Source organism: Parabacteroides sp. AF14-59, from assembly GCF_003479515.1.
Classification (GTDB): Bacteria; Bacteroidota; Bacteroidia; order Bacteroidales; family Tannerellaceae; genus Parabacteroides; species Parabacteroides faecis.
This window is the reverse complement of sequence record NZ_QUHH01000001.1, coordinates 210,202-222,680: the sequence shown is the minus strand read 5'-3', so window position 1 is coordinate 222,680 and position 12,479 is coordinate 210,202. Positions and strand designations below refer to the sequence as shown.

Here is a 12,479-nt window from a genome sequence, read left to right as displayed (position 1 = left end):
GGTCCCTTTATTGGGATACCTCTTTTTTAGTTATGGATAGAATGCTTTTACTTTTTCAGTAAAATAGTTTCAATTTTTTCTTTTAATTGATCTTTAGGCAATGCTCCTTGAAGCATCTGGGGTTTCCCTGTCATGGGGATGTACAGCAATGCCGGGATACCTTGTATTCCGAAAACCTGTGCCAGTTCAGTTTCCTTGTCGACATCTACTTTGTATATATCGATCTTTCCGGCATATTCTTTGGCTAGTTGTTCCAGAGAAGGAGCGATCATTTTACAGGGGCCACACCAGTCTGCATAAAAGTCGATGATGGCGGGTTTATCTCCCAGATATTTCCATTCGTTGGGGCTGGCTTCGTAATTGTATATCTTTTTCAGAAAATCAGCCTTTGTGATATGGACAGGTGTATTGGCTGTTGTTTCCTGGCTGCTTTCTGTTTCACCGGCAGCGTTTTTGGCTTGTCCTTTGCAGGAGGATAAAGTCATGAAACCTACGACCAATACTAATAATGTGAAGATTTTTTTACTGTTCATTTGGATTTGAATTGATGTTAATAATTAATTTTTCAGTTTCTGTTTCCAGGTAATACCGCTGATATCTGTCAATGTCAACTCGTAGTCACCTTTGGGCAGATTGGCGAGTGTTTCATCTTTTATTGTCAGCTCCGCTTTGCTTCCCAAAGGGATGACAAGGCTATGCTTACCAGGAGCCACTTTCGCTATATACATATTCCGGATATCTGTTTCCGGAAATTCAGATAATTCCTCTCCGTTTCTGTCGAGGATGATATTGCCATTTGCATTTTTCAAAGTAACGCCGATCAGGAAGGATCCGTATACATCCACACCTTCTACACGATAGACGGTGAATGACAACTTTTCTTTGCCCAGATTGGCATCGTTTATTTCTATCTTCGGTTTGACAGACTTATTATGTAGCTTTCCCCATACTCCATTATGGAATACCTGATTGGTCAGGAGGGAGAGAAACAATATGGCTGTTGCACCGGCTACCGAAAGTCTTCCCGATGACTTCTCATCGAGTGGAAGCGGGCCGGATGTCAACCAGGTTGTCCAGGCATACTTATTTAGTAGTGGAATCCGGGGAATGACTATGTTGTCCAGAGAATATTTACCTCCGCCGGACAGGAATAGGGTAAAGCCTGCTGCGACACCTAATATCCCGATTTGCCATTCATCCACGCAAGTGGTTCCCAGCCATCCCGAACCTAATAATATACCGGTTGCAAGGCTCAACACTCCGATACTCATCAACCGTGTAAAGAAACCGAGCATAAAAAACAGGCCTACAATTCCTTCAATGATCGTGAAAACGACCATCGCCCACCAAAGTTGATCCGGATTTGAAACGAGATATTCTATCACCGGTTTTATTCCGAATGCGTTAGGGAGGAAATGGTTGAATTTCTCTCCTATATAACCTGCCGTATCCGGGATAAGTTTATTCTCAAGTACTAATCTTCTCCAAAAAGCAGAAAAATAAGTCCAGCCGACTACAAGGCGCAATGCCAGTGTAAACATTCCGAACAGTGAATATGCCTGTTTCTTGTATAGTGCTTCCATATCATTGATCTTTATCCGTTGATATTTTATTTTCTTTCTGAAAAGAGCTGAGCAATAAACCTCCTATAATTGCTCCCCAAACCGAACTGTTGATAGGAGAAGATGTGATAGGGCAGGTTCCTGTTGTGCAACCAATAAAATTCCAGTATAGAAATCCCCCTGCGGCGCCGAGTGCTATCCCTAGCAGTGTAAGCCAATGTCTCTTGAAAAATAACTTTGCCATGCGTTTACTTATTTGTTTTCTACTGATAAATATTTCTACTTGCAATGATACTGCAAACTTATATTCTATTTTTTAATAAAACAATTTTCTAGTAGAAAATATTCTGTGTGCTAACATTGTTTCACAGATATGATTTTATAAGGGCTGTATGGATGTGTCAAAAATATGAAGTTTTTGATTGGTTTGATATTTTTAATAAAAACGATTCGTTATTTATTACGGATAGAGTTGTTTGTGCGGAATTAATTATCTTTGTGGTCAAAGAAAGGTAATCAATGACTCAGAAATATCCGTCCGTTTTATTGGAGAATGCTGTGAACGAGCTGGCTTCGCTACCGGGAGTAGGAAGAAAAACGGCTCTCCGGTTGGCTTTGTATATGCTTCGCCGGGATGAAGGTTATACGGAAAACTTTGCTTCGGCTTTGCTGGCTTTGCGGAAAGAAGTGAAATATTGTAAGGTGTGCCACAATATTTGTGATGACGACATGTGTTCGATTTGTGCTGATCCGCAGCGCGACCATTCTACCGTTTGCGTAGTCGAGAATATAAAGGAGGTGATGGCTATCGAGAATACCGGGCAGTTCCGTGGCGTTTACCATGTGCTCGGAGGAATTATTTCCCCGATGGACGGTATAGGGCCTGGAGACCTGCAGATAGATAGTCTGGTGCAGCGGGTGGCGAATGACGAAGTGAGGGAGATCGTGCTGGCACTTAGTACAACGATGGAGGGCGATACGACGAACTTTTTCATATATCGCAAGTTATCTCCTTATGAAGTGAAAATTACGGTGATTGCCCGTGGGGTGTCTATTGGTGACGAGATTGAATATGCTGACGAAATAACTCTCGGTCGTTCCATTGTGAACCGGACTAGCTTTAATGATTCGATAAAAATTTAATCAGACTCTTTATGTACGAAACCAAGATATCCATTATTATTGTAAACTACAATGTAAAGTATTTTCTGGAGCAGTGTCTGTTTTCGGTTCGTGCTGCCATAGCCGGACTGGATGCGGAGGTTTTTGTTGTTGACAATAATTCGACTGACGGCTCCATCGATTATTTGCGTCCTAAATTTCCGGAAGTCCTGTTTATAGAGAATAAAGATAATCCGGGATTTGCAAAAGCGAATAACCAGGCTATCCGCCAGTGTAAAGGAGAATATGTTTTGTTGCTGAATCCTGATACGGTGATAGGAGAGGAGAGCTTGCGGACCCTTTGTTTCTTTATGGATGAGAATCCGAACTCCGGTGGTATCGGTGTGAAGATGTTGGATGGGCATGGCGTTTTCCTTCCGGAAAGTAAACGAAGTTTTCCTTCTCCTTGGGTTTCGTTCTGCAAGATATTCGGTTTGTCGAAATTGTTTCCTAAATCGCGTATATTCTCCAGGTATAGCCTGGCTTATCTCGATAAGGAGAAACAGCATAAAGTCGATGTATTGGCTGGTGCTTTCATGTTGCTCCGTCATGAGGCCTTGGATAAGGTCGGCTTGCTGGATGAGGCGTTTTTTATGTATGGTGAAGATATTGACCTATCATACCGTCTGGTATTGGGTGAATATAAGAATTACTATATTCCCGAACGTATCCTTCATTATAAGGGAGAAAGTACCAAGCATGGCGACATGAAATATGTGAAGGCATTTTACGGGGCTATGCTGATCTTTTTCAAAAAGTATTATCCGCAGTCCGGCTGGCTGATGGGATTTTTTATCAAGATGGCTATCCTGTTGCGTGCATCTCTGGCTGCTTTGTCACGGATGTTGGGAGTTCGGACAAAGCCGAATAACAAACACCGCCGTTTGCTGGTGATTTGCCGGGAAGAGCATTTCGAAGCAATGAAAGCGGCTTGTGCCAAGCGTATGCCTGAACTGGAGCATATTAATCTATGGAACTTGAGTGAAGAGCGTGTGATGGATGCCATTTGCCGCCGTAATCAGATGAAAGAGTTCACGGACTATGCCTTTTGTTATCCGGATGCTCGTTTTGAACAAATGCTTTTGTTTATGGATAAGCTGGTTGACAAAAAAGTAACCTATCATATTTATAGTACAGAGAGTGGACAATTAATATCACCGGGGAAGTAATATGGCACTACTGGAAAATGAAATGATCCGGCTTCGTGCACTGGAGCCGGAAGATCTGGAACTTTTATATCGTTGGGAGAATAATCCTGACCTATGGGAGTTGGGTAACACTATGTCCCCATATTCCCGTTATATATTGAAAGAGTATATCCGGGAGTCACACCGGGATATTTTCGATACCAGGCAATTGCGTCTGATGATCGAGTTGCGTTCGACAGGAGCAGCTATCGGCACGGTCGACTTGTATGACTTCGAGCCCCATCACCGGCGTGCAGGCATCGGTATTCTGGTCGATCCGCTTTATCAGGGGAACGGATTTGCTACGGAAGCGATGCATGTATTGATGGAATATGCTTTTCTGTTTCTGAAATTGCACCAGTTATTTGTTCATATCCCGATAGAGAATGAAGCCAGTAAGGCCTTATTTACCCGTTGTGGGTTTGTTCTTTCCGGAATAATGAAAGATTGGGTCCTGACGGAAAAAGGATATTCCGACGTTTTGGTAATGCAAAAGGTACGGACTGAAAGATAATTAGTTAAGATACGGATCCTTGGGATATTTTGTCCATGCTTCATAATTGCTGCCAAGCTCTCCCAATGAATCTTTCCAAAAATCCTCTCCGTCGGCCAGCAACACATTTTCTTTCGATGCGTGGCTTACTACCCATGAGTTATGGTTGATCTCATTACCCAACTGACCTTCTGTCCAGCCTGAATAACCGAGGAAAAATTTTACTTTCCCGTCAATAGAATGACCATTCTGGATATAACGTTTTAACGCTTCGAAATCACCGTCAAAATAGAGATGGTCTTTTATCTTCAGGGAATCAGGGATAATCAGATCACCCAGTGAGTGAATGAAGAACAGGCGATTGGCACTTACAGGGCCTCCCAGGTAAATCGGTATCTCCGGGAACTTCTCCAGTTCCGGAAAAAATGTATTGACTACCAGATCCGTTTTCTTGTTTAAGACTAATCCCATTGATCCGTCATCTGTGTGTTCTACGAGCAGAACAACGGAGCGTTGGAAATAGGCATCTTGCAGAAAAGGTTCTGATATGAGTATGCTACCTTGTGCAGGCAGGAGATTATTATGCGTTATTTTGAAGATATTTTTGTATGATGCCATGATAAGATCGCTTAACTGTTAATACACAGCGACAATATATGGCTTTTGATGTTAAGAAGCAAACGAAAAACCCGGCATTTGGGTTAATAAGTGTAAAATAAATGCCGGGTTTGTGTTAATTATAGGGTATGATTTTCTTTGAATAGCTTTAAACGCTCTTCCAGAAGGTCATATTGGTGCGGTTTGATGAACGAAGTGCAAGCGCGCAGACCTTCCTGGTTACTGCCGGTCGTGCTTAAAGAGATGGCACTTACTCCGTAATAGATCAGTTCTTCCATCAATTCTCCGCCGGTCATTCCGGGATAAGCGATCGTGAAATAGAAGCCGTCGGCAATCGGTTCGTCCAGGTCATGATCGTAAACGATCGTGAAGCCGTAGTCTGTAAAAATCTTTTTCAGTCTTTCGGCACGGCGCCCGTATTCCTTTACTTCCGAGATAAAATCGAACTGGCCGTCGGAGGCTGCTTTGAACATGGCGGCCAATGCTACCTGTGCCGAATGGCTGGTTCCTGATGACAGGGCGTACAATACACGGTGGATGTAAACAGTACCGAAAGTGCCGCCGCCATAACGCTTCGTCAGTCCCGGATAAGCACGGTGGTAAAGTTTGTTGGAGATAGCAGTTACACCGATACGTTGTCCGGCATAGCTGAATGCTTTCGAACCGGAGATCTGTAAGATGTAATTATCTGTATAATGTGCAACGCTTGCCTGATAAGGAGCTTCGAAAGGTTTGCCGAGCTCTTTGCGGAAATCCATAGCGAAGTAGGCGAGGTCTTCGATCACGATCGTATCATATTTGTTTGCCATCTCTCCGATGATCTTCAGTTCTTCGTCTGTCAGGCAGAACCAGGCAGGGTTATTCGGGTTTGAATAGATCATGGCTGCGATATTGCCTTTTGAAAGGTGTTCTTCCAGGATGGCACGCAGTTTCTCTCCGCGATATTCATAGACGTCGAATGATTCGTATTTATATCCCATCACGACGATCTGTTGTTTCTGAACCGGAAATCCGGGATCGATGAAGAGGATGGTGTCTTTTCCTTCCGTACATTGTCCGCTGGTAAGGAAAGAGGCGAATGTTCCTTGCATGGAACCGGTTACCGGAACACAGCATTCCGGTGCTATATCTATGTTGATAAAAGCCTTGATGAATCTGGATGCTTCTGCTTTTACTTCCGGCGTACCGTTGATATTCGGATAGATGGATGCGATACCGCTCTTTAGTGCGTTTATTTCCGCATCGACACCGACTTGCGCTGCTTTCAGTCCGGGAACACCCATTTCCATGTGTATGAACTCGGTTTTTGTTTCCTGTTCCAATTGTGTGGATATGGCAACAACTTCACGGATTGTAGCTTTCCCGAAATCCGGTAATCCGTAGCCATCTATTATTCGTCTGGCAGTCTGATAATCTACTGGAGTATTCTTCATGTCTGTTATAGTTTATATGGGGGACAAAAGTAAAAAAATAATCGATCCGATGTGAAATATTTGTATGAAACTGTTGTGTAATTAAAAATATTATCTACCTTTGCACCGCAATCGAGAGAGATGCGATATGAAAACATTGGTTCGGTAGTTCAGTTGGTTAGAATACATGCCTGTCACGCATGGGGTCGCGGGTTCGAGTCCCGTCCGGACCGCTTTCAAAAGAAGCAAAAGATATAAAGCTCTGTAATATATATTACAGGGCTTTTTCTTTTTCTTCGCTTTGATATACCTTGAACCACTCACAGAGTAGTTTTGTTTCTCCTGTAAGCTTTTTCCCTATTTTTTCTAATAATAAAGAATAATATTCCGTATGTATTCTTAGCCAGTTTTCTAAATTTCCATCACCCTCGGCAATTGCAAATTCTTCTGTTATATTTTGAAATTCAACAATTTTAATCTTGTTGATCTGTATGATGCATACCTCTCTACCATGTGAATCCAATATATAGGCATATTCATTCTCTTTTATTGTTTCCTTTAGGTTCATACAATAATAGTCATATAAGGAAGATGTTGCTATCTTTTCTTTTGTTAGAACTTTCTTTGCTAATTTATCGGTAGTAGTTCCAAACTGTATTTTATGTTTTATTTCCATTTTTATTGTATTTGTCTTTTTTGCCAATAAAGTAACTCTAATAAAACTTATCCTCGTTTAGCACTTTGAGTATGGTTTTAGCGATACGGTCAGCTTTGGTTTGTTCTGTTTTGGCAGAATTGATCCAGTCGATAAATGCCTTTTTCTGACCATCGCTATAAGTTTCAAACTTTTCTAATGCTCCCTCTTCATATTCCATACATAAAAGTAATTCTTCCGGAATTATCAATGGAGTTTTATCCTCATATAAAGTAATATGAACTGTATCAGGAGCTTCCTTTTTGATTTTCTTCCTTATTGCCGACTTGATGGGTAAACCTATATTTCCGTTCCCGATAGGCATCATATTCAAATTGGAAAACTCGTAGTCATCTATCTTTCCTTTTACCTTCAACATCCCGAATGATGTTTTGGGCATAGGGATTTCAGGGATTTCAACAAAGGTCCAACCACCTTTACCTCCGATTTTGAACAATATATAATCTTTGTCTACTAATGGTTTTTCTGTATTCATAATATGATATATCTATTTTAGTTTTAAAACAAAGATACTAAGTACGAATGACAGCAGTATGTCAGTAGCACAAATTATTTTTTATTCTCTGTTTACCAGACGTAGAAGAAAGTTCCTTCTTTCGTACGACCCTCGAAAGATGTAAAGTAAAGCCCTGTAATTATCACATTGCAGGGCTTTTTCTTTACTTTGATAAAAGACTCATTCTTATAAAGATATTATATGATCTCTGTATTGCCTTAATTCTGTTTCACTAAGTTGTTTGATTGCTGCATCCAAATCCTTTAATATCCGGACTTTATCGTTAGGAATCATACCTACGAATGGAATTGCATTTGAAACCGTGTTTCCCAGCAAAGTAGTCTTTATAGTAAGTGTTGAAATAAATGTTCGTAATTCTAACAAACGTTCATGTTCTGTCGCTTCTACGTATTTGCCGGCTTGTATTTCTTGATAAAGTTCTGATTCCGGAAAAACGGTCAGAGATACAAAATTGATGGTAAAAGGATGTAACTGATTAAATATTGCAGCCGTATTTGTTGCATTTTGTTGTCCTTTCCCTTTTCCTGCAAGTCCGGTCAGGTAGACCAAATTATAGCGAATATTAGCTTCTTCCAACTTCTGACATTGCTCTAATATCTCGGAGGCTGTATTACCTTTATTCATTTTTGTCAGTGTTTCATCATCCCCTGATTCCGTTCCGATACTGATACTGTCAAAACCTAAATGGCGTAGATTTTTCAGTTCTTCTACACTTTTAGGCTTAATATCTGCTATGCGGGAGAATGTACCGATTGTTTCACAATAAGGGAGATATTTGCGAATTAGTAAGCCCAATTCAAGCAATCTATTGTAGCTTAAAGCAAAAGGGTTAGCACCTGTCAGAAATACGCGTCTGGCTTTAGGCTGATATTTTTGAATGACTTTCAAATCTTCTTTAATCTCTGAAATAGGAGATAACCTGAATTTTGTTCCATGATACAAGCTGCAAAACTTACATTTGTGATATGTACATCCTGCTGTTACTTGTAACAGTTGGGAACTTGCTTCATAAGGTGGTCGCCAAACTTGTCCTGTAAAATGTAATAGTTCCATAATCTGATAAATTAAATCCTTAAAAAAATATTTTGTTACTTTTGTGGGAGCGAAGTTAGGACGTTCTTTTGGTAAAAAGAAGAACTGTGTTATTACTCAGTTACTTACGTTTAGGTTAGTTTTTCTAAGTATCAATTTGTTTGATTACGAAAAAAATGAGAAAAAAATTGGATTATGAATATTGTTCCGCTTCTCCTGTATTAGAATGGTTGGGAGATAAATGGGCATTAGTCGTGTTATTGAAACTTCGGGAAAACGGAATTATGCGTTTTAATGAATTGTATAAACTTATTCCGTCTATTTCTGAGAAAATGCTTTCAACAGCACTTCGTTCATTGGAAACCGACGGCTTGGTGCATCGCAAAGTATATCCGGAAGTTCCCCCACGTGTAGAGTATTATGTTTCTGATTTTGGGATGACTTTAATACCTCATTTAGAAAATATAATACAGTGGGGACAAGAGAACTTCTCGACTATTATGGATAACAGGAAAAAGAAAGTAACTTGACTTTCAAGTTTACCGAAACTACGGGAAGCATTACCATTATTACGGTTTCTTTCCATGCGATGATGAGGATAAGGAAAAAACGAATTACTTTTGTAGTGGATCAAATATTAATATATTATGGATGAGATTCTTAAAGTAGATACGATTGAACAGTACAACGACCTGTTCGGTTTTGAAACCCTTCATCCGCTGGTGGCAATTGTCGACCTTAACAAGCCGGAAAGCCAGCGAAGGGACCGGATGACTCTCGGCTTTTATTCTCTTTTCCTGAAGGAGACCAAAGGGTGTGTGATCAATTATGGAAAAAGCATTTATGATTTCGATGCCGAAACAATTGTTGCCATTGCACCAGGTCAGACGGTGGGTTATTCCAATGATTTCACGGGAACGACTCCGAAGACCATCGGTTTATTGTTTCATCCTAATTTTATTAGCGGAACGTCATTAGGGCAGAAAATCAAAAAATATACCTTCTTTTCTTACGAGTCGAATGAAGCTTTACATCTGTCGGAAGAAGAGCTCCGGATCATAAGGGATATACTGTCTATCATCCGGACAGAATTGAAACATGCGATAGACAAACATACCAGAGGATTGATATGTACCAATATCGAATTGCTGCTGGATTATTGCATGCGCTTTTATGACCGTCAGTTTATCACACGACAGGGCATGAACCTGGACGTATTGGCCCGTTTTGAAAGATTGCTTGACGAATATCTGGATTCCGGACTTGCCGCTAAAGCAGGATTACCTACGGTTAACTATTTTGCAGACAAGATTTGCCTGTCTCCCAACTATTTTGGAGATCTTGTAAAAAAGGAAACAGGCAAATCTGCTAAAGAGTACATCCAATTGAAAATGCTCAACCTGGCTAAAGAGGAATTACTGAACCCGGAGAAATCAATCACACAGGTTGCTTATTCACTGGGATTCCAGTATCCCCAACATTTCGTTCGCTTCTTTAAGAAATATGGAAATATGACACCCAGTGAATATAGACGCGCAAGTTCGTCTTTATAACCCGGTTGTCCGTTCCAGTTCTTCGGGATAACGGTTGCCTGTCAGTTTTATTTTTGAACTGGCTTCATTGATGTTTTTCAACTCATCAAAAGAAGTATTCTAATCCAATGATATAGTTATATTTCACTATTGCTCTCGTTAGTGAGTAGCCCTAACTTTGTACTTTATTTATAGTACATAGAAATGAAGCTATCAGGAACTGAAATGTTAATTAAAGTATTTGCTAATCACAACGTTGATACCATTTTCGGGTATCCGGGGGCTTGTGTAATATCAATTTTAGACAAGCTATTTAACCACGATGAGATAAAGCAAATACTTGTTAGGCATGAACAAGGAGCAGTACATGCGGCGTGCGGATATGCACAATTGTCAAATAAGCCTGGTGTAGTTATTGTAACATCCGGACCGGGAGCAACAAATACAATCACAGGTGTTGCAGATGCATTTTATAGTGAAGTACCTTTGGTAGTAATAACAGGTCAGGTTTCTTCAGGATTAATTGGAACAGATGCATTCCAGGAAGTAGATATGCTTAGTATCACGGCTCCTATTACCAAGTGGAATTATCAAATTCGCAATGCTGACGAAATGGCAAGTACAGTCGAAAGGGCTTTTGTTATTGCGATGGCAGATCCTCCGGGGGTGGTCTTATTAGACATAACAAAAGATGCTCAAACAGGAATGGCAGAATATATTTCAAATAATACACAACTATATAAAAATAAAGGCTTTGAAAAGAGCGTTTTGGGAGAATGTCAATTTCCAAGAAATGAATTTTACACAGAGATACTAAAATGCCTTAGCGAAAACGGGAGGGAAATGGTGCTTGTTATCGATAAAGTTCCGAATGATTTTTTTGACGGAGATAATTTCTGTTTCAATAAGGTTATTAAATCAGATATATATGGTGTTTCAGGATTTGGGCTGCCTGCTGCAATCGGAGCCCAATATGCAGCTCCGGGTAAGACAATATGTCTGGTGGCAGGAACCTTAGAATTTCAGGCTACCGCCAAAGAATTAGGAGTGATAAAACAACAGGGGTTAGATATAAAGATTATATTATTAGACGAGACAGCAGCAGATAAATACAAGATTAAAAATCCTGATTTTTTGTCTCTTGCAAATGCCTATGATATTGAAAGTTGTAAAATTAGCAAAAGTAATGACCTAAATGTTGCAATTCAAAAAATGCTAAACTCGAACCATAGTTATTTATTGCAAATAACTACCTAAGAATACCGTGTTTACGTCCTAACTCCAATGCTTCAATCGAATGACCAACCTGCATTTTTTGTAGGATGTTTTGCCGATGAATATTAACCGTATTTACGCTAATAAACAATTTCTCGGCAATCTCTTTGCTTAATAACCCCTGTTGAATAAGGATCAAAATATCTTTCTCTCTTGGGGTTAGCTCAAAGTGAGGTTCATTTGGAAAATTAAAAGGAATCTGTTCTCCTGTTTTCAGATTTATAAAGAAGCTATTAAAGTTAGTTGCATTACTTTGATTCGACAAAACATGAATAGTACCTAACATTAGCCATAGATTCCCTGATTTATCAGTTTCTAAAGCTTGCCGTTCCCATGAAACACGAATATATTGATTCTGCATATTTTGGATTCTCAACTCAAAAACATGTCTAAAATTAGGACGTTCTTCTTTGGTATGTTGGAGAAGAAAAGCTCCTACTTTTTGCATTGTTTTTTTATAGTCAAGAAAATCATCGGGATGAATTTTAGAATCTAATAAATTACCATTACTCACACCATCCGACTTATCAGCAGGTGTAAAGCCAAAGATATTCTTAAAATTAGCAGAAGTATAGACATACTCAAATGTGTGTAAATCGACAATAAAAAAGCACCTATCACTAAGCTTTGATAGTCTTTCCAAATCAGATTTATACTTATCTATAACCAGATAATCCAAGTTGACATCCTGCAACTTGTGGTCAATATATATTTCTTGTAGAATGTCTTTTATCTCTTGATTCATTATCAAAATAGCTATATATCACTATTTAGCAGTTCATTTTAGTCAACTACCATTGCACAAAGGTAATATATTGTTGCCAAATAGTCATTTTGCATTTACTCTTTAATTGATATAAATATGATTACCCCATTATCCGAACAGAGATTTTTCCGGCTATTTGATTTTAGCCGACAGCCTTGATCAAAATGAAGTAGGTTCAGTCACTTTCGCCCCCGGAGCCCGTACAATAT

General features: G+C 39.7%; 15 protein-coding genes and 1 tRNA gene. 7 read left to right on the top strand and 9 right to left on the bottom strand.

Annotated features, from left to right (window positions below):
* Nucleotides 1-47: 47 nt before the first annotated feature.
* Genes trxA through DWW23_RS01000 form a run of 3 tightly spaced genes read right to left on the bottom strand, consistent with a single transcriptional unit; the run spans nt 48 to nt 1,806 of the window.
* Entirely contained in the window at nt 48-533 is a 486-nt protein-coding gene (gene trxA, locus DWW23_RS01010; protein WP_122351434.1) for a thioredoxin, read from the bottom strand.
* A gap of 24 nt (nt 534-557) precedes the next feature.
* On the bottom strand, nt 558-1,583 hold the full coding sequence (locus DWW23_RS01005; RefSeq protein ID WP_122351433.1) for a TQO small subunit DoxD: 1,026 nt from the start codon (nt 1,581-1,583) through the stop codon (nt 558-560).
* 1 nt (nt 1,584) lies between these two features.
* Nucleotides 1,585-1,806: a DUF6132 family protein gene (locus DWW23_RS01000; protein ID WP_075557749.1), complete on the bottom strand. Its 222-nt coding sequence runs from the start codon at nt 1,804-1,806 to the stop codon at nt 1,585-1,587.
* A gap of 275 nt (nt 1,807-2,081) precedes the next feature.
* Between DWW23_RS01000 and recR the strand changes: the two genes are divergently transcribed.
* The 3 genes from recR to DWW23_RS00985 are packed head-to-tail and all read left to right on the top strand — an operon-like array spanning nt 2,082 to nt 4,424.
* Nucleotides 2,082-2,705, top strand: coding sequence for a recombination mediator RecR (gene recR, locus DWW23_RS00995; protein ID WP_075557748.1), 624 nt, complete (start codon nt 2,082-2,084; stop codon nt 2,703-2,705).
* 11 nt (nt 2,706-2,716) lie between these two features.
* Nucleotides 2,717-3,892, top strand: a complete 1,176-nt coding sequence (locus DWW23_RS00990) for a glycosyltransferase family 2 protein (protein ID WP_122351432.1) — start codon at nt 2,717-2,719, stop codon at nt 3,890-3,892.
* 1 nt (nt 3,893) lies between these two features.
* Nucleotides 3,894-4,424 (top strand): GNAT family N-acetyltransferase, encoded by a 531-nt coding sequence (locus DWW23_RS00985; protein WP_122351431.1) that lies wholly within the window; start codon nt 3,894-3,896, stop codon nt 4,422-4,424.
* Here DWW23_RS00985 and DWW23_RS00980 read toward each other — a convergent pair whose 3' ends face one another.
* Together DWW23_RS00980 and DWW23_RS00975 are read right to left on the bottom strand one after the other, a co-directional pair.
* Nucleotides 4,425-5,021, bottom strand: coding sequence for a YqgE/AlgH family protein (locus tag DWW23_RS00980; RefSeq protein ID WP_075557745.1), 597 nt, complete (start codon nt 5,019-5,021; stop codon nt 4,425-4,427).
* 119 nt (nt 5,022-5,140) lie between these two features.
* The gene (locus DWW23_RS00975; RefSeq protein WP_075557744.1) at nt 5,141-6,454 is read right to left on the bottom strand and encodes a pyridoxal phosphate-dependent aminotransferase; all 1,314 of its coding nucleotides are present in this window, start codon (nt 6,452-6,454) and stop codon (nt 5,141-5,143) included.
* A gap of 138 nt (nt 6,455-6,592) precedes the next feature.
* On the opposite strand from DWW23_RS00975, the gene DWW23_RS00970 reads away from it, so the two are divergent.
* Nucleotides 6,593-6,666 (top strand) — tRNA-Asp (locus DWW23_RS00970).
* Nucleotides 6,667-6,707: 41 nt separating this feature from the next.
* On the opposite strand, the gene DWW23_RS00965 is transcribed toward DWW23_RS00970, so the two are convergent.
* From DWW23_RS00965 to DWW23_RS00955, 3 genes are all read right to left on the bottom strand, one after another.
* On the bottom strand, nt 6,708-7,109 hold the full coding sequence (locus tag DWW23_RS00965; protein WP_122351430.1) for an ASCH domain-containing protein: 402 nt from the start codon (nt 7,107-7,109) through the stop codon (nt 6,708-6,710).
* Between the two features lie 37 nt (nt 7,110-7,146).
* Nucleotides 7,147-7,623: a YdeI/OmpD-associated family protein gene (locus DWW23_RS00960; protein WP_075557742.1), complete on the bottom strand. Its 477-nt coding sequence runs from the start codon at nt 7,621-7,623 to the stop codon at nt 7,147-7,149.
* Between the two features lie 207 nt (nt 7,624-7,830).
* Entirely contained in the window at nt 7,831-8,718 is an 888-nt protein-coding gene (locus DWW23_RS00955; RefSeq protein WP_122351429.1) for a radical SAM protein, read from the bottom strand.
* Nucleotides 8,719-8,873: 155 nt separating this feature from the next.
* Between DWW23_RS00955 and DWW23_RS00950 the strand changes: the two genes are divergently transcribed.
* From DWW23_RS00950 to DWW23_RS00940, 3 genes are all read left to right on the top strand, one after another.
* Nucleotides 8,874-9,227, top strand: a complete 354-nt coding sequence (locus DWW23_RS00950; protein WP_075557740.1) for a helix-turn-helix domain-containing protein — start codon at nt 8,874-8,876, stop codon at nt 9,225-9,227.
* 117 nt (nt 9,228-9,344) lie between these two features.
* Nucleotides 9,345-10,250 carry an AraC family transcriptional regulator gene (locus tag DWW23_RS00945; RefSeq protein WP_122351428.1) on the top strand — a complete coding sequence of 302 codons (906 nt, stop codon included), beginning with the start codon at nt 9,345-9,347 and terminating at the stop codon, nt 10,248-10,250.
* 183 nt (nt 10,251-10,433) lie between these two features.
* Nucleotides 10,434-11,486, top strand: a complete 1,053-nt coding sequence (locus DWW23_RS00940) for a thiamine pyrophosphate-binding protein (protein ID WP_122351427.1) — start codon at nt 10,434-10,436, stop codon at nt 11,484-11,486.
* Here DWW23_RS00940 and DWW23_RS00935 read toward each other — a convergent pair.
* On the bottom strand, nt 11,479-12,249 hold the full coding sequence (locus DWW23_RS00935; protein ID WP_122351426.1) for a LuxR C-terminal-related transcriptional regulator: 771 nt from the start codon (nt 12,247-12,249) through the stop codon (nt 11,479-11,481). The two genes, DWW23_RS00940 and DWW23_RS00935, sit on opposite strands and share 8 nt — an antisense overlap.
* Between the last annotated feature and the right edge of the window lie 230 nt (nt 12,250-12,479).